A 19,968-nucleotide genomic window follows, 5' to 3' on the forward strand; every position below is an offset into this window, starting at 1 on the left:
ACACGCAACAGATGCAGCGGCTTGCTGGGACGGAAGAAGCCGGACGGAAGACTCCGCCCACCTTTACGGTGGACGCTCTCGTGCAAAACCCTCAATTTCTTGAGGTCTTGCAAGCGGGCGCGCGTACCCTGATTTCCATGAACGACCTGTTTCCGCGCATCGCGCGCCTCGTGGCAGCCCACCAGAGATGGATGCTGACGCAAGCCGCCTATGCCTTACACCTGGAACGCGACCCGAACGACGCCGATTCCGGCATCACCGCAGCGCGATTGCTGAAAGTCATGCGCGAAACGGGCGCTGCCAGCCGGAACACGGCGACGGCCTTCCTCGCCGAACTCGTAGCCTACAAACTGCTCCGCCCGGCAAATGGCGGTCGCACGAAAAGAACGCGTCCCCTCGAGCCGACGGAAATCAGCGAAAACGCCATGCGGCTCTGGTTCAAGACGCAGATGAGCACACTCGATTTATTGGACGGCGGATCGCGCGTCAGACGCCTCGAGACGGATCCCGGCATCTTCGAGCGCGCGCAGCCCCGTGTCGCCAGGCGGCTGCTCTCGGACCCGAGATGGACGCAGCCCCCGGAAAGCGTGGCGATCTTCGTATGGTCGGAATCCGGCGGGGTGATCCTCGACGACCTGATGGCGCGCCCGCCCACTCTCGCCGTCCACGGCAAGGTCTGGGTAGACGTCAGCCTTGCGAGACTTGCCGAACGTTATCTGATCTCGAACACCCATATTCGCCGGCTGTTCGCGCGCGCAGAAGCGGCCGATTTCATCGGCAAGGGAGACGATGGCGCACGCGGCCGGTTCTGGTTGAGCAGCCGGCTCATCGAGGAATACGCCTCCTGGGAAGCAGTCAAGTTCGAAGCGCTGGCGGATGCCTTCGATCAGTCCGTGGTCGCATATCCCTGAGGGCGAGCGCGTTACTGTGACGCTTCCGCAAAGCGCGGCAGGTCGTCGTGGATGTCGTAGAAATCACCCTTGTCGGCGCAAAAAATATGATAGCCGGGCTCGAGACCGGTCGGCCCGTCGAACGTCCCTGCGAGAATAGAGGTATAGTCGAGCCCGTCCGCCTTCCAGAACAGCGCCGAGCCGCAGTGACGGCAAAAGCCGCGCTTCGCGCTCGTGCTGGAGCGGTACCAGGTGATCTGGTCCGCGCCTTGGACCTCCATGTGGCTGTCGAGGACATTCGTAGCGGCGTAGTAGAGCCCCGTCTGCTTCCGGCATTGCGAACAATGGCAGAAAATCAGCTCCCTCAGTTTCCCCTTCGTCTTGAACCGCACGGCGCCGCAGAGGCATCCGCCTTCATGGATTTCCGTCATTCCCCACTCCACTGCAACAAAAAAGCCGGGCCAGCTTCACAAGCTGGCCCGGCGCTGTCAAATTCAGAAGTTGCGGCGATTGTTCAGTAGAATTGAACCTTCGGCGCGTCTGCGATCACTCAGCCGTTGACCACCATCTTCTTTTCGTCACGGCCGCCCTTCATGCGTTCGGCAAGAAGAAAGGCAAGCTCCAGCGCCTGATCGGCGTTGAGACGCGGATCGCAATGGGTATGGTAGCGGTCCGCGAGATCGTCACCGGAAAGGGCGCGTGCGCCGCCGGTGCATTCGGTCACGTCGTTCCCGGTCATCTCGATATGGATGCCGCCCGGATGGCTGCCCTCGGCGCGGTGGATCTGGAAGAAGCTCTCGACTTCCGAGAGGATCCGCTCGAAGGGCCGGGTCTTGTAATTGTTGAGCGTGATTGTGTTCCCATGCATCGGATCGCAGGACCAGACGACCTTCTTGCCTTCACGCTCGACGGCGCGGATCAGACGCGGCAGGTGCTCGGCGACCTTGTCATGGCCGAAGCGGCAGATCAGCGTCAGGCGGCCGGCCTCGTTGGCCGGGTTCAACAGGTCGATCAGCTCCAGGAGACCATCCGCGGTCAGCGACGGACCGCATTTGAGCCCGAGCGGGTTCTTGATGCCGCGGCAATATTCGACATGCGCATGGTCCGGCTGGCGGGTGCGGTCGCCGATCCAGATCATGTGGCCGGAGGTGGCGTACCAGTCGCCGGAGGTCGAATCGACGCGCGTCAGCGCCTGCTCGTAGCCGAGCAGCAGCGCCTCGTGGCTAGTGAAGAAGTCGGTCTCGCGCAGGCTCGGATGGTTTTCCGAGGTGATGCCAATCGCCTTCATGAAATCCATGGTCTCGGAAATCCGGTCGGCGAGCTTGCGGTAGCGCTCGGCCTGCGGGCTGTCCTTGACGAAGCCGAGCATCCACTGATGCACGTTCTCGAGATTGGCGTAGCCGCCCATGGCGAAGGCGCGCAACAGGTTGAGCGTTGCGGCCGACTGGCGATAGGCCATGATCTGCCGCTCCGGATTGGGGATGCGCGCCTGGTCCGTGAATTCGATGCCGTTGATGATATCGCCGCGGTAGCTCGGCAGCGTGACATCACCCTGCTTTTCGACGCCCGAGGAGCGCGGCTTGGCGAACTGACCGGCGATGCGGCCGACCTTGACGACCGGCTGCTGGGCGCCGAAGGTCAGCACAACTGCCATCTGCAGGAAAGCGCGGAAGAAGTCGCGGATCGTGTCGGCGCCATGCTCGGCAAAGCTCTCGGCGCAGTCGCCGCCCTGCAGCAGGAAGCCGCGGCCCTCGGCCACGTTTGCGAGTGCACTCTTCAGACGCCGAGCCTCGCCGGCAAAGACGAGTGGCGGAAACTTCGCGAGACGCCCTTCGACCGCGTCAAGCGCTGCAAGGTCCGGATAATCCGGCACCTGCTGAATGGGTTTCTGCCGCCAGCTGTTCGGAGTCCAAGTCTGTGCCATTTCCATCACCTGTTGTCTGACGCGGCCGGACCGCGTCGCGCCCCCTGCGGCCACCAGGCCGCCCGGCATTCGGAGAGTTCGTTCGAACCGGCAAGCTGGCCGGCCCGAGCCGCCACATCCGCACGGGCCGGTCACGCCGCGGATGCGGGCTTATAAACGTTAACAGGAGGCTTGGAAAGCCACTCTACCAGAAAACATCGGCTACCGCGCTTGGCTTTCGCGCCCGGCGGAACCGCGGCTCAAGCGACCCTTTCGCCTTCCCGCACCCGATAGCTTGGCGAATACATCGTCACCAGTTCCTCGGCCGCCGTCGGGTGCACCGCCATGGTACGGTCGAAATCGTCCTTGGTGCATCCAGCCTTCAGCGAAATACCGAGCAGTTGCGCCATTTCACCGGCGTCGTGCCCGAGGATATGGGCGCCCAGGACCCTGCGATCCGCGGCATTGACGATGAGCTTCATGATCATCTTGTTCTTGCGTCCCGACAGCGTCGCCTTCATCGGCCGGAATTCCGCACGGTAGATTTCGAGCTCGTCATATTTCCGCGCCGCCTCCTCCTCGCTCAAGCCTACCGTGCCGATTTCCGGCTGCGAGAAGACGGCCGTCGCGATCAGGTCGTGATCCGGCGAGGTGGGATTGTTCTTGTACTCCGTCTCGATGAAGCACATCGCCTCGTGGATCGCCACCGGCGTCAGCTGCACGCGGTCCGTGACGTCGCCGAGGGCGTAGACCCCGGGCGCGCTCGTGCGCGAGAAGGCGTCGACAATGATGGCGCCGCGCTCATTGACCTTGACGCCGGCATTCTCGAGGCCGAGCCCCTTGGTGTTCGGCACGCGGCCGAGGGCGAGCATCACCTGATCGACGGCGATTTCGCCATGCTTCATGGTCTTGGCGACCCGCTGGCAAACGGCGCCGGCCGAGACCGACTGGATGATATCCTCGCAGAGGATACGAATGCCTTTTTCCTCCATCGCCGCATGCAGGCCGCGCCTCAGGTCCTGGTCGAAGCGCGAGAGAATCTCCTTGCCGCGATAGATCAGCGTCGTTTCGACGCCGAGGCCATGGAAGATATTGGCGAACTCGACGGCGATATACCCGCCACCGGCGATCAGGATCGATTTCGGAAGCTCAGTAAGGTCGAAGGCCTCGTTTGACGTGATGCAGAGCTCATGTCCCGGCAGCGCGTCATGCGGGCTCGGATGGCCGCCGACCGCGATCAGGATGCGTTCCGCGGTCACCGTCTTGCCGCTCGCGAGCAGCCGCACCTCATTGGGTCCGGCAAGTTCGGCCCGCGTGTTCAAGATCTCCGCACCGGCATTTGCGAGCCCCTTTTGATAAAGCCCCTCGAGCCGGGTGATCTCCTGTTCCTTGGCCGCCACGAGCCTCTTCCAGTCGAAGCGGCTTTCGCCGACATTCCAGCCGAAGCCCGCTGCATCCTCGAAATGCTCCGAATATTGCGAGGCATAGACATAAAGCTTCTTCGGCACGCAGCCGCGGATCACGCAGGTGCCGCCGTAGCGAAACTCCTCGGCGATCGCCACCTTCTTGCCGAGCGCCGCCGCCAGCCTTCCGCTTCTCACGCCTCCCGAGCCGCCGCCGATCACGAAAAGGTCATAGTCGAAAGCGCTCATGGAGAACTCCTGAAAAGAAACATGATGGAATTGACGCGGTCGGTCGCAGCTTCAGCTCCGCGTTTAAACGACGGACCCTAATCGCTTGCGCCTGATATAGAGTTACGACCCCAAAAAAGAAAAGCCCGGATCGCTCCGGGCTCCGCAGATGAGCCCAAAGGCTCCATAGGATTACTGCTGCGCCGGTGCCTGCGTGCCGGCATCCGCTGCCGGAGCGCTGCCGATCTTTTCATCGAGCGACTTGGTTGCGTCCTGGGCAAGGTCGCGCGAAACGCCGGCTGCCCAGATATCGGCCGCCTTCAAGAGTTCGCGGGAGGCGATCGGGCCGTCGTTCAGGAGCTTCTTGCCGGCCGCCGAGCTATAGAAGGCGGTGATCGCATTGAGTTCCTCGACCGAGAAGGTCTTGGCATAGATCGTTGCCGCCTCGCGTTCCAGGTCCGAGCGGCGCGCGGCGAGACCAAGCGCCTTCTCGTCGACGGTTGCCGAAATCAGTTCCTGATGGTTCGGCGACGCCTGGATCAGCGAGTTCTTCAGCCGTTCGGCAAGGTTCGGCAGAATGTTGTCGAAGCTGTTGGTGACGCCGAGCGCTGCGATGGTCGCGCGGGCCGCCTTGATCTGGTCCTCCGTCACTTCCTGCGCCTTGACGGCGGGAACCGACACCGAAAGGAGAACGGCCGCGGTTGCGAATGCCCGGGCGAAACTCGTGATTTTGTTCATTTTTATCAATGCTCCTGTGTTGGCACATATCGCCCGGCCAATTGCCGCCGCCAGGCATTCATGTGCGGAATTCTGTTTGCGCCACGGCCGCGGCGCGAAATCGGACCCGGCTGGGCCCTCAGCCTGCCGGGAGCGTGCGCGCCCCCTCCGGACCGGCGATAATCGCCAGCGACGCCATCCCGATAAAGAGCCCGTGTTCGACGACTCCCGGAATCGCGTTCAATTCGGCCGCAAGCGCCTCTGCATCAGGAATACGGCCAAAAGATGCATCCAGTATGAGGTGGCCGCCATCGGTCATGAAGGGTCCGTCGCCGGAGGCCCGCCGGGCGATCTCGCCGGTCAAACCGAGCCGTGCGGCAACCTTGTCGATCGCCAGCCGGGTCGTCACCTGGCCGAACGGGTTCACTTCGATCGGCAGTTTGAAGGCACCGAGAACCTCGACGACTTTCGATTCGTCGGCAATGACGATCATCCGTTCCGAGGCGCTCGCAACGATCTTTTCACGCAGCAGCGCTCCGCCTCCACCTTTGATCAGCCGAAGGTTCCCGTCGACCTCGTCGGCACCGTCGATGGTCAGGTCAAGCTCAGGCAACTCATCGAGCGACTTCAGCGGAACGCCGAGTTCGAGGCAAAGCCGCGCCGTCCGCTCGGAGGTCGGCACCCCTAGGATTTGAAAGCCGGACGCCACCTTCTCGGCCAGCAGCCGGACGAATTCCTCGGCCGTCGACCCGGTGCCGATGCCAAGCCGCATTCCACTTTCGACATAGTCAAGCGCCGCCTGGGCGGCCTTGATCTTCATCTGGCGGGCGTCCATGCGCCACTCGCTCCCTTGTCACTATCCGGCCGGCGAGCGGCCAATCACCGGCTCCCGCCCAATTTCCGCTGAGACACTTACACGGCGATCGCAGCAAACAAAAGCCAAAATGCGAGCGACGCGGCGGATTCCGGCAACGCCCACGGCCCCGGCTGCCGTTGCATTCTGCGCGCACTTCGCCTAGGCGAACAGGACGTTTTCCTTGCGAGGTTCCCCTTGTCTCAGCCCCTTGTCGTCTTCGATCTCGACGGTACTCTCGTCGACACCGCCCCCGACCTCGTCGCCAGCCTCAACCACGCGGTGACCAAAGCAGGTATCGAACCGGTTACTTACGCAGATCTAACGCATCTTGTCGGCCACGGCGCCCGTGCGATGATCGAGCGGACCTTCGCGCTGCGCGGCAAAGCGCTGAGCGAGGAGGAACTGACCTGGCAGATGAAGGAGTTCGTGGACTTCTATCATGGCTCGATGCCGGGCGGATCGCTGCCCTATCCCGGGCTGGTCTCGGCGCTCGATCGCCTGCAGGACGCCGGCCTGCGACTGGCCGTCTGCACCAACAAGCCGGAAATGCTGGCGAGGCGCCTGCTCGAAGGTCTCGGCCTCCTTGACCGCTTTGCCGCCATTTCCGGCGGCGACACGTTCTCCGTCCGCAAGCCGCATGCCGAGCACCTCCTCTCGACGGTCGCCCATGCCGGCTCTGCCGCGGAACACACGGTCATGGTCGGCGACAGCCTCAACGACATTCTCGTCGCCCGCAATGCCTCCGTTCCATCGATCGCCGTACCGTTCGGTTACTCCGATGTGCCGATCGCGAGCCTCGCGCCCGACCGGATCATCGAGCATTTCGACGAACTGACGCCGGAGCTCGTCAGGACGGTTCTCAGGCGGGAAAAGAAGAAGTAAAGCACCACCTCTGCGCTCGAGGTGCCGACCGGCTTTAAGGCGGACGGCGTCATAGTGGCTGGCTCTCCGGGGAGGTTCTCGGCCCGCGCGTGCTCTCCGTGCGACGCAAAACGCAAAAGCCCCGCCAGTAGCGGGGCCTTCCATGTCAATAAGACTACCCCTCGACCGCTTAGTCAGCCCTCGCCTTGCTGCCGCGCCTTCCGGGTCGCGTCGAAGGCACGGTTCATGTACATGTCGCGCTCATAGACGTCGTTGAAATACTCCACCTTGCCGTCCCTGTTCGGCCAGGCAGTGAAGTAGGAAACATAGACCGGCACCTTCTGCGGCACCGGCAGCGCCCGGTTGTGCCCCGCGGCGATTTCCTTGCCGACGTCTTCCATGCTGATTCCGAGGACGGCCGCTGCCATGCGGCGCGGCTCGGCGAGGCGGACGCAACCGTGGCTCAACGCCCGCTGGTCGCGCTTGAAGAAGCTCTTCGACGGCGTGTCGTGCATGTAGATCGCATGAGAGTTCGGGAAGAGGATCTTCAATTCGCCAAGCGCGTTGTCGCTGCTCGGCGGTTGGCGCACGGCAATCGAGTTCGTCGATCCGTACCAGTCGACCGCATAGGACGGAACGACCCGGCCGCCGACCTCGACCTGATAGCCCATGCGGTCGAGATAGCTCGGATCGCTGCGCAGCTTCGGCAGCATCTCGTTGACGATGATCGACTGGGGCACGCCCCAATAGGGATTGACCTCGACGGTCTGGATCTCGTCATGGAAGAAATAGGTCTGGTTCGCCTTCGAGCCGACCACGACGCGCATCGAAAATTGTTCCGCGCGGTGGTCGGTATAGTAAGCCATGAAAGCCGGCTGGTTGATGAAGACGTAACGATTACCGAGATCGTTCGGCAGCCAGCGTGCCTGCTCCATCGCGATCTCGAGCTTGTTGATCTTGCTGGCGGTCGTGTCGCCACCAGTCAATACCCGGATCGAGGCCTGGCCGACGACGCCGTCCGCCTTCAGCCCCTGCTCCTTCTGAAAGGCTTGGACCAGCGAAACCAGTTCGGGGGTGTATTCGGGCGTACCCTGATAGCCGGCGAGCACAACGGCATGCTCGGCCTTCAGCCCCTCGGAAGCTTTCAGCTTGATCCCGGCCACGATATTGGCCAGCTCCGGATTGTTGTCGCCCGGCTTCAGCAGCGTCCCCGGCGCGATCTCGACGCGCGGAGCAGCATCCGTTTCGGCTCGCAACCTTTCGAGCTCCTGTTTCAACGCCAGGAACTGCGGGTTCTTCGGGTTGCGTTCTTCGATCAGGGCTGCAACGTCGGCGCTCGTGGCGGCCTTGTCGAGGAAGGCGACGAGATCGACGCTCTTGCGCTTGAAATCGTGGTAGCCGGAAATCTTGTTCGGGTCGATGCGGCCCCGAACCGTATCCTGGACATAGGTGAGCACCGCCGCCGACATGGCAATCTCGAATTGCACCAGGTCCTTTTCCCGCACGACCATATCGGCGCGGTCGAAGTCATCGGCCGGAACCGTGACGGCGTAGTCCTTGGGGTCGAGTCCAACCTTGGAGGCATCGCCAAGAACAGCGAGGGCAGCACGGGCCCGCCCGTTGATGCCGTCGCCTCCGATCCAGACGAAATCGGTACGGCCCGCATAAAAGGCTTCGACCGCCTTTGCCACCTCGGCCGGGGCGCGCACCTCGACCTGCGGCAGAAACTTGCGGGCATCGGCAAGCGGAATCCGCAGCATGGGGGGAAAGCCATAGCTCTGCACCGAACCGGTCACAACCGGATCGACCAGGCGATCAGTCGCAATCCTGCGCATCTGCTCAGGCTTGTAGGTGTAATAGCGCGGGCTGGAAACACGGGGTGGCTTTACCGCGGTTCTATCTTCAAGGCGCTGCGGCGCCATCATGTCGTACCCGGGCTGAACCGGGTAGGCCTGCTCCGGCGTGCGTTTCCTGCCGCCGCGGATAAAATCCATCAGCGTGAGAGCTGAGACTGGCCGCACATCCATGGTTGCAATCGCACAGCCGCCCATAAGCGCCACAATCGCTACCGACTTGATCATTTTCATAAGAATAAACGTCCCCGTATCGCGTTGCCGCCGAATTCGGCCGCTGCCAGATTCTCGCCACGCCCTCGTGCCTGAAGACTTATAGAAAAGGATGGTGAATGAAAAGGAAACGACCGCCTTCGATTTCGATCAGCTGCCCTGAAGCTGTTGGCTTGTCTCGCGCGCGAAGGCCGGCAAGCCTCTGATTTGCATCTATTTTGCACCAAGCGATTGCGCTTGGATGTTCCCGGCGGCACCGGCAGCGTCGAAAATGAAGACGCCCCTCTGTGACGGAAAGGCCACAAGGAATGCAGGCGACGCGCACGTATTGTGCAACGCCTCCCACGCGCCTGAGAAAACGACCGCATTGCAACAATTTTCAACCGATTGTAGCTCGCCGCCGGTCCCTGCGGCCCTTTACAAGCCGGCATCGCCGGGGCAGAGAGATGCCCGGCTCCGGGGAGGATACCGGCCGACACCGGCATATTCGCCTCGGCTTGATGAAGCGCATCACGAAGGCAGGTATCACGATGACATCGACGCGCACGGAAACAGATACGTTCGGCCCCATCGAAGTGGCGAACGACCGCTACTGGGGTGCCCAGGCCCAACGCTCGCTCGGCAACTTCAAGATCGGCTGGGAAAAGCAGCCGCTGGCGATCGTCCGGGCGCTCGGCATCGTCAAGCAGGCGGCAGCACGCGCCAACATGGCGCTTGACCGCCTCGATCCGAATATCGGCGACGCCATCGTAAAGGCCGCCCAGGAGGTGATCGACGGCAAGCTCAACGATCATTTCCCGCTCGTCGTCTGGCAGACCGGCTCCGGCACGCAGTCGAACATGAATGCCAACGAGGTCATTTCCAACCGTGCGATCGAGCTGCTCGGCGGCATCATGGGATCGAAGAAGCCCGTTCATCCGAACGACCACGTCAATATGAGCCAGTCGTCGAACGACACCTACCCGACGGCGATGCACATCGCCTGCGCCGAGCGGGTGATCCATGATCTGCTGCCCGCGCTCAAGCACCTGCACAAGGCGCTAGAAGAAAAGGTCAAGGCTTTCGACCACATCATCAAGATCGGCCGCACCCATACGCAGGATGCGACGCCGCTGACCCTCGGCCAGGAATTCTCCGGCTATGCGGCACAGGTCGCCTCTTCGATCAGGCGAATCGAGATGACGCTCCCCGGACTCTGCGAGCTCGCCCAGGGCGGCACCGCCGTCGGCACCGGCCTCAACGCCCCGATCGGCTTCGCCGAGAAGGTGGCGGAGGAAATCGCCGCAATCACCGGCATCGCCTTCACCTCGGCGCCGAACAAGTTCGAGGCGCTCGCCGCGCATGATTCGATGGTGTTCAGCCACGGCGCGATCAACGCGACGGCCGCCGCCCTCTTCAAGATCGCCAACGACATCCGTTTCCTCGGCTCGGGCCCCCGTTCCGGCCTCGGCGAACTGTCATTGCCGGAAAACGAACCGGGCTCCTCGATCATGCCCGGCAAGGTCAACCCGACCCAGTGCGAAGCGCTGACGCAGGTCTGCGCCCAGGTGTTCGGCAACCACGCCTCCCTCACCTTCGCCGGCAGCCAGGGCCACTTCGAGCTCAACGTCTTCAACCCGCTGATGGCCTACAACTTCCTGCAGTCGGTCCAGCTTCTCGCCGACGCGGCGGTTTCCTTCACCGACAATTGCGTCGTCGGCATCGAGGCCCGCGAAGACAACATCAAGGCTGCGCTCGACCGGTCGCTGATGCTCGTCACGGCGCTGGCGCCGAAGATCGGCTACGACAATGCCGCCAAGATCGCCAAGACGGCCCACAAGAACGGCACGACCCTGCGCGAAGAGGCTGTCGGAGGCGGCTATGTGACGAACGAGGAATTCGACGCGATCGTTCGCCCCGAGACGATGATCAGCCCCGCTTGACAGATCAAAGGCCGCGGTCGCCCGCCGGCGCCGCGGCCTCCTCATGCAAATCATTCGAACTGCATCGACGCACCCAAGCAAACATTAAGATTTCACAAAGCTTTTACTCCTAGAAAATAGCTGACTATTTGAATTTTATTTTAAAGGTTGGCAGATGCAGACGGTAACTTCGAACAGGACGCCGACGCCGGATATCGCTGCGCAAATTACCCACGCAATGCGCATGATGGGCGTTGCGCCGATTCCGCGCAATTATGAGCTCTACTACGAGGCCTATCTCGGCTCGAACCCGCAATTGTCGAAGGATCTTGCAGCGCTCGGCAGCCGCGCCACGCAGGAAGAGCTCGATGCGATCGGTGCGCGCTATTTCAGCAACATCCACCATTCGCGCGGGATCGAGCGCGCCCATAGCACGCTGGCGGCAAAGCTTGGCGAACTGGTCACGCTCCTGCGCGACGAACAATACGCGCTCGAGAGCTACAACAAGGTCCTCGACGAGGCCTATCTGAACATCACCAGCAAGAGTGCGGCGAGCGCCGACCTCCTCCGCCACGCGATCGACATTCTGAGCGAAGCGACCGCGGATACGATGAATCAGGGCAAGGAGCGCGTTCAGACCGTCGTTCAGAAATCCTTCGAGATGGAAGCGATCCGCCAGGAACTCGATGAGTACAAGCGCATCGCCAACACCGATTCGCTGACGCGGCTCGGCAACCGGCGTGCCTTCGACGAGACTCTCGCGGCGGTCTACAACAACGAGCAAATGCGCAACTATACGGGCTTGCTCGTCGTCGACATCGACCATTTCAAAAAGGTCAATGACAGTTTCGGCCACCCGGTCGGCGACAAGATCCTCTCCACCGTCGGCACCGTCATTCGCGCCAATCTCCGCCGGGACGCCTTCGTTGCCAGGACCGGGGGCGAGGAATTCGCCGTCATCCTGAACGACAGCACGCAGGAGGAATGCCTGCAGGCCGCCGACCGCATCCGCGCCATTCTGGCAAGCACGCCGCTCAAGAACTCCAAGACCGGCGTCAACTACGGCCCGATCACGCTCTCCGTCGGCGTGTGCATGGCAACGGCGGCGGACGATCCGCTCGACCTCTACCACAAGGCCGATATCGCGCTCTACGCAGCCAAGAGTTCAGGGCGCAACAGGACGGCTCTCTTCGAGGAAGGCATGCGCAAGGATTCCGGTCGCAACTGGCTGATCTATCGTCGCTGACAGCCCGAAGCTCCGGGGCTAACCCGGGGCTACCACATCGTCATTGCGGCGCGGCCGGGCCATTCCCGGTCATAGCTATCCTTGTCGAAATCGGCTTTTGCCGCCCTCAACAAAGCGCCGGGCGTGGGCAGCGAGGCCGGATCGACGAAGCGTTCCGGGTTCCAGAGCTGCGAACGCAGCAATGCCCTCGCGCACTGGAAGTAAACTTCAGCGATCGTGATGACGACGACGGTGCGCGGATGTTTGCCGTTGACTTCGAAGGAACTGATCAAGGCCGGATCGATACTGACGACCGCCGTCCCGTTGATCCGCATAGTGGTGTTCGAGCCGGGAACGAGGAAGAGGAGCGCGACGCGCGGGTCGCGGACGATATTCACAAGCGAGTCGATGCGATTATTGCCCCGCCAATCCGGCATCAACAGGGTTTGGTCGTCGGCAATCCGGACGACCGACAGATCGTCGCCTCGGGGCGAGCAATCGAGACCCTCAGGTCCAACGGTCGCCATTGCCGCAAACGGCGAGACCTCGATCATCTGACGGTATTCTGCAGTGAGCGTCTGCGTAACCTTGACGATCGATGCCTCGCCCGCTTCGCCGTAAAGCGCCTTCAGTTCCTCAACCGTCCTGATGATCGTCATTCTTCGTCCTCCGATCCGGCGATGCACTCCTGCGCAGAAGCGCCGTCCCTTGCCGGAATAGCATGACGTCCCGATGACGGCATCATGCGATCTTCCTGAGATGCCCCGTTTGCTGACCTTCGCCAAGGAAAGCGATGATCTTCTCGATGACGGGCGATGCGGAAACGATGCGGCGGTGGCCAAGGCCGTTCGCCCAATGCAGTTCGACATGCGGGCCGCTCGCGCCGTATCGGCGGGCATGGTCGGCGGAGACCTCCTTGTCGTCTTCGGCGTGGACGACAAGAACCGGCTTGTTGAGCGCAGCCGTGACGCCTGCGGCGTCAAAATCCTCGACGCGGCGGCCGGACAGGCGCTCGACCATGCCTTCGAACGCCGCCTGCGCCGCCGGTACAAGCGCCATCATCTTGCCGAAGCCCTGGAAGAGCCAAGCCATCTCGCTGGGCGCGCCGATGAGCACCAGCTTCCCCGGCACACGCGCAGGAAGATCGCAAACCACGCCCCCCGCCGCACAGGCCAGGCTGGCGCCGCCGAAGGAATGGCCGATGCAGACATCGAAACCCTCGAAGTGCCGCCATGCGGCATCGATCGCCCGCACCGCCTGCGGCATTGTCAGGGAGCGGCCCGGCGAACCGCCGTGCCCCGGCCAGTCGAGCGCGACAACTTCGGCGCCCGCCGCCAGCAGGCCATCGATCAGCGCGGCCAGGTAGTCGCTGCGCGATCCCCAGCCATGTGTGAGCAGCACGCGTGGTCCCCTGCCGCTTCCGTGGCGCGGGAAGTGTCGGACGAACACCCAGCCGCCGGCAAAAGACAGCGTGATTTTTCGCGATTGCTCCATCAACGGCGCCGCAGCGCTCAGCAACGCCCGTTCCTTGCCATTCTTCGGCTTGCGGTTTGGGGTAAGGCAGAATATCCGAAATGCCATTTCGCCGGCGGCCGCGGGAGAGACCGCCGACACGGCCTTGAGCGAGAGGCGGATGACCTTGGTCGCAAAGGATGCCATAGTGAATCGAGCCCTTAATGTTCAATCATGAACATATTTGTCCAAGGATGAACAAAAATCAAGTGACGACCGAAGATCACCATTTTCCCTGGGAGCATCCCCGCTTTCGCAGCTGGATCGCAGTCGGACGTGCCTGCCAGCTGATGCAGCAGACATTGACCCGCCGACTGGTCCATCTGGAAATCAAGCCGCCGCATCTCGACATCCTGATCAATCTTTACCGCTTCGATGGCATTTCGCAGCAGGAACTCGCGCGCAAGCTGCTCGTCGGCCGTTCCAACATGAGCATGCTGCTGCCGCAGCTCGAGAGGCGCGGCCTGATCGAGCGCCGTGGCGATGCCAAGGACAAACGGGTGCTGCGGCTGTCACTGACCGCAGCTGGCCAGGCACTCACCGAAGAGGCGATGGAAATCCAGACGGCGCTGATCGAAAGCTCTCACGCCGGCTCTCCGATCGAGGATTGCATGAAGGTCGCGGAATCAATGGAGCGGATCATCTCGACCCTGCTCAAGGAAGATAGCGAACTTCCAGATCGCGAAAGCTAAAGCGCCATGCGTTCAAACGTATTCACGCGGCGCGCTTTAAGCTTTTGATTTGTGCATGTCGTCATCCCAAAACCGCTGCACACTTTTGAGCGACATGCACAAGGCTGATCAGCGCGGCTTCTCGGATTTGTCGCGCGACATGCCTTTGTCGGCAAGCTCCTGCTCATAGGCCCTGAAGAGCTCCTCGCCCGTCTCGCCGAGTTCGCGCAGATAGGTCCAGGTGTAGATACCCGTGTCGTGGAAATCGTCGAAACCGATCCTTACCGCATAGTTGCCGGTCGGCTGGACCGAGATGATCTGGACGTTGCGCTTGCCCGGAACTGTCACGCGCTGGCCCGGTCCGTGGCCCTGCACTTCCGCCGATGGGGAAAGCACGCGCAACAGTTCCGCCGAAAGATCGAAGGTGGCGCCGTCGTCGAAGCTCACCGTCAGCCGGTGGCGATCCTTCGATACACGCAGTTCGGTCGGCCAGAATTCACTCATCGTCATGCTCCGTTTCTCGGCCCTCGTTGAGTAAAGCAGAATTGAACCGGCGAAAATCTCCCGAAGGCGACTTTCCCGATATTTGAAAAACACTTTGCGACGTTATGCGCCTTGACGCGACCTCTTTCGGTCACGACATTGGGGGCGCAGGGAGAACAGACTTGAACACGGCCGCCATAGACCAGACCAACGCACGACCGCTCGACAGAATGACCGCGCCGATGATCGACTCCTTCGGCCGCATGGTCACCTATTTGCGCGTCTCGGTCACCGACCGCTGCGATTTCCGCTGCACCTATTGCATGGCGGAGCACATGACCTTCCTGCCGAAGAAGGATCTTCTGACGCTGGAAGAGCTGCACCGGCTCTGTTCCGCCTTCATCGCCAAGGGCGTACGCAAGCTGAGGCTCACCGGCGGCGAGCCGCTGGTGCGCAAGAACATCATGTTCCTCGTGCGCGAACTCGGCAAGGAAATCGAAGCAGGTCGGCTCGACGAACTGACGCTGACCACCAATGGCTCACAGCTCTCGAAATTCGCCGCCGAACTGGCTGATTGCGGCGTGCGGCGGATCAACGTCTCGCTCGACACGCGCGATCCGGACAAGTTCCGCGAGATCACCCGCTGGGGCGAGCTTGCGAAGGTCCTCGAAGGCGTCGATGCAGCACAGGGGGCCGGGCTGAAGGTCAAGATCAACGCGGTGGCGCTCAAGGGCTTCAACGATGCCGAGATCCCCGAGCTGATCCGCTGGACGCATGGCCGCGGCATGGACCTGACGCTGATCGAGACCATGCCGATGGGCGAGATCGACGAGGATCGCACCGATCACTACCTGCCGCTCTCGGAGATGCGCGAGCGGCTCGAGAGGGAGTTCACGCTCAAGGACATCCCCTACCGTACCGGCGGCCCCGCCCGTTACGTGGAGGTGGCGGAAACCGGCGGCCGCCTCGGCCTCATCACGCCGATGACCCATAATTTCTGCGAAAGCTGCAACCGCGTCCGTCTCACCTGTACCGGTACGCTCTATATGTGCCTCGGCCAGAACGACGCCGCAGATCTGCGCGCCGCCCTGCGCGCCACCGATGACGACGCCTATCTCTACCAGGTGATCGACGAAGCGATCGGGCGCAAGCCGAAGGGCCATGATTTCATCATCGACCGCGAGCACAACCGCCCGGCGGTCGCCCGCCACATGAGCGTAACCGGCGGCTGACATTAAAGCGACGTCGGCGCGAGAATATTGCCCCTCATCCGCCTGCCGGCACCTTCTCCAAGCGAGCGGGGCGAAGGGGTATGCCGCCGCCTTGTCCCCTCTCCCCGCCTGCGGGGAGAGGGCTAGGGTGAGGGGCAAATTCCCAACTACGCGGCGTAGGTCGACCGATATTGGCCCTGCACATCCTGGCCGCCCGTTCCGGTCTTGAACCGCTCGATCTTTTCGTTCAGCACCTCCACCTGCCGCCGCAGGCCGTGAATCTCCGCGGTATTCTCTTCGACCATGGCGGCGTTCTGCTGGGTGATCAGTTCGACCTCGTGAACGGCCGCGTTGACCTCGTTGAGGCCGGTATACTGTTCGGCGGCGGCGGCTTCGATATTGGCGACCAGTTGGTGGATGGTTCCGATATGGTCGTTGATCACCGACAGGGCATCGCCAGTCTCCTGGACCAGTGCCACGCCGCTGCGCACCTGGGCGGAGCTTGCCGAGATCAGTCCCTTGATCTCCCGTGCTGCGCCGGCGCAGCGCTGGGCCAGTTCGCGGACTTCCTGCGCCACCACGGCAAAGCCGCGGCCCGCCTCGCCGGCGCGCGCAGCCTCGACGCCGGCATTGAGCGCCAGGAGGTTGGTCTGGAAGGCGATCTCGTCGATGACGCCGATGATCGTGCCGATCTTTTCCGACGAGCGGTTGATTTCCGCCATGGCGTCGATCGCCTTGGCGACGACCTGACCGGAATGCTGGGCGTAGGAGTTCGTCTCGTCGACCGAAACGGTGGTCTTGCGAGCGCTCTCGGCGGTGGTGCGGACGATTTCGGTGAGCTGCCGCAGGGCGCGTGAGCTTTCCTCGAGTGCTGCCGCCTGCTGCTCGGTGCGGCGCGCCAGATCGTCGGCCGAGGCCGAGAGATTGCCGGTGCCGCCGGTGATCTCCTCGGTGACGAGGCGGACATCGGTCAGCGTCGCGCGGAGCGCGTCGACGGCATTGTTGTAGGTCCGCGCCATCATCACGTAGTCGGCCGGCAGATCCTCCGCCATACCCTCTTCCAGGTTGCCGGCGGCGAGCTGCGCAAGGACGTCCGACAGCGCATTGAGCGCTTGCATCTGCTCGGCCTCGATGCGGGCGCGTTCGGCGGTTCGCCGCGCCTCCTCCTCGGCCGACAGGGTACGGGCCGCCTGGGCTTCGCGCTCAAGCCGGATATTTTCCAAGGCATTGTCGCGGAAGACGGCGACGGAACGCACCATGTCGCCGATCTCGTCGCCGCGATTGCGGCCTTCGATCGCCACTTCAAGGTCGCCCTTGGCAAGCCGGGTCATGGTTTCGGTGACCCGTTTCAGCGGACCACGCAGCGTCTCGACGAGCATCAGCCCACCGATGATCGCAAGCAGCGTGCCGGCAACCATGGCGACGATCGAGACTGTCGCCGAACGCTGGCTATCCTGTTTGCCCGCTTCCTGAGCGCTGCTGACGAAACTCTCGAGCGTGCCGCTCGCCTTCGCAACAAGGCTCGAAGCTTCCGCCTTGGCGGCCTGCCACCGGGCGCCCACATCGATCAAGGCGGCGCTGCCCTTGTCGATATCGTCCAGCGACGGCCCGAGCTTGGCCGGCAGGTCGCGCAATGCGGCGTTCTTGCCACCGAGGTCTGACAGCTTGCCGGCCGTCTCGCGAACGGCGTTGATGTCGGCGACGATCGGCGTGCGACTCGCCGCGTCGAGCTTGCGGTGCAGTTCGCTGATGTGCAGCCGGGTGCTGGCGAGGCCCTTGAACGTGTCGTCCATCAGCGCGATCAGCGTCTTCAACGTGGAAATTTCCCCGTCCATGCTGACGAAGCGCTTGGCGGCCGTATCGGAATTCTTCGCAGCCTCCTTGGCGAAGTCGGCTTCATATTTGGAGAACTTGCTGAGGATCGGCACGAAGGCGTTTTTCTTCGCTTCGTTATCCTGTACTCCGGCCAGAATCGCCTGGATCTTCTGCGCCTGCTCCTTGATCTCGGCGATCGGCTTCTTGACCTGGTCGGAGGCGATCCGCTCGGATTCGCCAATCTGCTTCATCAGGTGCGGCAGCAGCTTGGTGGCCTGTTCGATCTTCGCGTCGGGATTGACGGCCATCGTCACCGGCAGGCGGAACTTCTTGATTCGCTCAGCGAGCCCCTGATAGGCGGCCGCATCGAAGAGCAGCGCCTTGGCGAAGGCTTCCTTCTCGCCTGATTCCTCCTGAAGGATGTCGATCTGCTTATAGGCGCCGTTGCCGTTCTTGGTCATTTCGGCGAGCGCCGCTTCCAGCGATTTCGTCACCGTCTCGCGTTCGACCTGAACGGCCCAGAGCTTGTCGGTCTGGCTGCGCATCGCTTCGCCGAGAGCGACGACAGAGGCGATCTGCGCCCGGTCCTCTTCCCGTGTCAGCAAGGATTCGAGCGACCTGACCCCCTCCTCCTGCTCGTCGATCATCATCGCGAGCCGGCCGCGGCTTTCCTCGCCCGGATCGTCCAGGAAGTCCTGCAGCGCAGTGCGCAGGGCCTGGAAATCCGACAGATTGTTGATGGTTTCGCGGGTCACTGTCATGTGGCCGTTGAGCGTACGGGCCGTAAAGAAGCCGACAAGCCCGATACCGGCGATCAAGGCCACCAGCGGAACGACGAAAAGGAGGACTTTCGTGACGATGCGCAGGCGCTGCAGAAGACGATCGATGACAGACATTGCGAACCCCGATTTTGTTATGAGGAACATGTCCGCGCGGTTGGAGTGCTTGGCGGCCGCTGGCGGCAGCACAGGCATCAACGACTGCCGGCGGAAGCACCTCCCTGGCTTCGGCTGGCAGTCCTGGGATCGACGGCTGCTGCGTTTCCGGGCCGTCGCCACCGATCGCATCATGCGATTGGACTGCGGAATCATCGGGACGATAGGCAGCGAAACTTAAGATTCCGCGAATGGACAGCACCTGCGCCCGCACCGCGTGCGTCCTTGAGAGCCGCGCAGCGAGTTTGCCGCGCGTCAAAACGCTTCCGACGCAAACACGTCCTTGAGTTTGCGCGCTTTGGACGTCAAAGCTCTACCACAGGGCGCCTCGACGGATTCGCCCGGTCCCGCCCAGAACGCCCTCAGCCAAGGTCATCGGGAATGCATTCCTCAGCCAATATCCGCGGCATCGCCTTCATGACGCTTGCCATGGCCGGTTTCTCCTGCAACGACGCCCTCGTCAAATCCGTCACGGGCGTCATGAACACGGGTCAGATCATATTCGTGCGCGGCTTGATGACGACGCTGATGATACTGCTAATCGCCCACCGCTTCGGCGCGCTACGCCCGGTTCGCACAGTCTTCAGGCCGGTGATCATGCTCCGCATCGCCATGGAGGCATTGGCCTCGCTGACCTACATCTCCGCTCTCGGTCACATCCCGCTCGCCAATGCCTCGGCGATCATGCAGGCCCTGCCGCTGGCGGTCACGCTCGGCGCCGCGCTGTTTCTCAGCGAGCCGGTAGGATGGCGGCGCTGGAGCGCAATCGTGATCGGCTTCGTCGGCGTGCTGATCGTGCTCCGGCCCGGGCCTGAAGGTTTTACGCCGGCCGCACTGACGGTCGTAGCCTGCGTCTTCTTCACCGCGACACGCGATCTCTGCACCCGCCGCATCGGCGCCGACGTGCCGTCGCTCTTCATCTCCGTCACGACTTCACTCGTGACGACGCTGATGGGTGCCGCGCTGATCGTCCCTTTCGGCGGCTGGCAGCCGGTATCCGCAAGTTCTCTGACCCATCTCGCCGGCGCCAGCGTGCTCCTCATGCTCGGCTATCAGACCATCGTGCTCGCCATGCGCGACGGCGATATCTCGGTGGTTGCCCCTTTCCGCTATACGAGCCTTCTCTGGGCGATCACCATCGGCATCGCCTTCTTCTCGGAGACGCCGGACCGCTGGATGCTGGCCGGCGTTGCCGTTATCGTCGGCTCGGGCCTCTACACTTTCTATCGCGAGAGCCTGCGCGGACCCCGACCGGTGGCGCAGCGCTCTCCCGGCGGGCCGCTCGAATAGA

17 protein-coding genes are annotated in these 19,968 nt (G+C 62.6%); 7 read left to right on the forward strand and 10 right to left on the reverse strand.

Going from position 1 to position 19,968, the window contains the following annotated elements; all coding sequences use genetic code 11:
• The first annotated feature begins 11 nt into the window (after window positions 1-11).
• Window positions 12-911, forward strand: a complete 900-nt coding sequence (locus CO656_RS04055) for a hypothetical protein (protein ID WP_097524883.1) — start codon at window positions 12-14, stop codon at window positions 909-911.
• Window positions 912-922: 11 nt separating this feature from the next.
• On the opposite strand, the gene CO656_RS04060 is transcribed toward CO656_RS04055, so the two are convergent.
• The 5 genes from CO656_RS04060 to rpiA form a co-directional block, all read right to left on the reverse strand.
• A complete protein-coding gene (locus tag CO656_RS04060) occupies window positions 923-1,321 on the reverse strand; it encodes a GFA family protein (protein ID WP_097524884.1) in 399 nt (132 codons plus the stop codon).
• Between the two features lie 119 nt (window positions 1,322-1,440).
• Entirely contained in the window at window positions 1,441-2,814 is a 1,374-nt protein-coding gene (locus CO656_RS04065) for a 3-deoxy-7-phosphoheptulonate synthase class II (RefSeq protein WP_037424313.1), read from the reverse strand.
• 239 nt (window positions 2,815-3,053) lie between these two features.
• On the reverse strand, window positions 3,054-4,445 hold the full coding sequence (gor, locus tag CO656_RS04070) for a glutathione-disulfide reductase (RefSeq protein ID WP_097524885.1): 1,392 nt from the start codon (window positions 4,443-4,445) through the stop codon (window positions 3,054-3,056).
• A gap of 171 nt (window positions 4,446-4,616) precedes the next feature.
• Entirely contained in the window at window positions 4,617-5,162 is a 546-nt protein-coding gene (locus tag CO656_RS04075) for a DUF2059 domain-containing protein (RefSeq protein WP_037424273.1), read from the reverse strand.
• Between the two features lie 118 nt (window positions 5,163-5,280).
• Entirely contained in the window at window positions 5,281-5,976 is a 696-nt protein-coding gene (rpiA, locus tag CO656_RS04080) for a ribose-5-phosphate isomerase RpiA (protein WP_097524886.1), read from the reverse strand.
• Between the two features lie 216 nt (window positions 5,977-6,192).
• Between rpiA and CO656_RS04085 the strand changes: the two genes are divergently transcribed.
• Window positions 6,193-6,879, forward strand: coding sequence for an HAD family hydrolase (locus tag CO656_RS04085; protein ID WP_037424267.1), 687 nt, complete (start codon window positions 6,193-6,195; stop codon window positions 6,877-6,879).
• Window positions 6,880-7,052: 173 nt separating this feature from the next.
• Here CO656_RS04085 and CO656_RS04090 read toward each other — a convergent pair whose 3' ends face one another.
• Window positions 7,053-8,945 (reverse strand): murein L,D-transpeptidase, encoded by a 1,893-nt coding sequence (locus CO656_RS04090; protein ID WP_097524887.1) that lies wholly within the window; start codon window positions 8,943-8,945, stop codon window positions 7,053-7,055.
• 509 nt (window positions 8,946-9,454) lie between these two features.
• Between CO656_RS04090 and fumC the strand changes: the two genes are divergently transcribed.
• Window positions 9,455-10,846, forward strand: coding sequence for a class II fumarate hydratase (fumC, locus tag CO656_RS04095; RefSeq protein WP_234819684.1), 1,392 nt, complete (start codon window positions 9,455-9,457; stop codon window positions 10,844-10,846).
• 154 nt (window positions 10,847-11,000) lie between these two features.
• The gene (locus CO656_RS04100; protein WP_097524888.1) at window positions 11,001-12,071 is read left to right on the forward strand and encodes a GGDEF domain-containing protein; all 1,071 of its coding nucleotides are present in this window, start codon (window positions 11,001-11,003) and stop codon (window positions 12,069-12,071) included.
• A gap of 29 nt (window positions 12,072-12,100) precedes the next feature.
• On the opposite strand, the gene CO656_RS04105 is transcribed toward CO656_RS04100, so the two are convergent.
• On the reverse strand, window positions 12,101-12,709 hold the full coding sequence (locus CO656_RS04105; RefSeq protein ID WP_097524889.1) for a pyridoxamine 5'-phosphate oxidase family protein: 609 nt from the start codon (window positions 12,707-12,709) through the stop codon (window positions 12,101-12,103).
• Window positions 12,710-12,791: 82 nt separating this feature from the next.
• The gene (locus CO656_RS04110; protein ID WP_097524890.1) at window positions 12,792-13,709 is read right to left on the reverse strand and encodes an alpha/beta fold hydrolase; all 918 of its coding nucleotides are present in this window, start codon (window positions 13,707-13,709) and stop codon (window positions 12,792-12,794) included.
• Window positions 13,710-13,756: 47 nt separating this feature from the next.
• Between CO656_RS04110 and CO656_RS04115 the strand changes: the two genes are divergently transcribed.
• The gene (locus tag CO656_RS04115) at window positions 13,757-14,254 is read left to right on the forward strand and encodes a MarR family winged helix-turn-helix transcriptional regulator (RefSeq protein ID WP_176536508.1); all 498 of its coding nucleotides are present in this window, start codon (window positions 13,757-13,759) and stop codon (window positions 14,252-14,254) included.
• A gap of 108 nt (window positions 14,255-14,362) precedes the next feature.
• Here the strand turns inward: CO656_RS04115 and CO656_RS04120 are convergent, their stop codons facing one another.
• Window positions 14,363-14,737, reverse strand: a complete 375-nt coding sequence (locus tag CO656_RS04120) for a DUF971 domain-containing protein (protein WP_097525058.1) — start codon at window positions 14,735-14,737, stop codon at window positions 14,363-14,365.
• A gap of 161 nt (window positions 14,738-14,898) precedes the next feature.
• Here CO656_RS04120 and moaA point away from each other — a divergent pair, with 161 nt between their 5' ends.
• Window positions 14,899-15,948, forward strand: coding sequence for a GTP 3',8-cyclase MoaA (gene moaA, locus CO656_RS04125; protein ID WP_097524892.1), 1,050 nt, complete (start codon window positions 14,899-14,901; stop codon window positions 15,946-15,948).
• A 146-nt stretch (window positions 15,949-16,094) separates the two neighbouring features.
• Here moaA and CO656_RS04130 read toward each other — a convergent pair whose 3' ends face one another.
• Window positions 16,095-18,638, reverse strand: a complete 2,544-nt coding sequence (locus CO656_RS04130) for a HAMP domain-containing methyl-accepting chemotaxis protein (RefSeq protein ID WP_097524893.1) — start codon at window positions 18,636-18,638, stop codon at window positions 16,095-16,097.
• Window positions 18,639-19,058: 420 nt separating this feature from the next.
• On the opposite strand from CO656_RS04130, the gene CO656_RS04140 reads away from it, so the two are divergent.
• Complete coding sequence (locus CO656_RS04140) at window positions 19,059-19,967, forward strand: DMT family transporter (protein WP_097524895.1); 909 nt, start codon at window positions 19,059-19,061, stop codon at window positions 19,965-19,967.
• Window position 19,968: the final 1 nt, after the last annotated feature.

This window comes from Sinorhizobium sp. FG01, from assembly GCF_002531875.1.
Taxonomy (GTDB): Bacteria; Pseudomonadota; Alphaproteobacteria; order Rhizobiales; family Rhizobiaceae; genus Sinorhizobium; species Sinorhizobium fredii_C.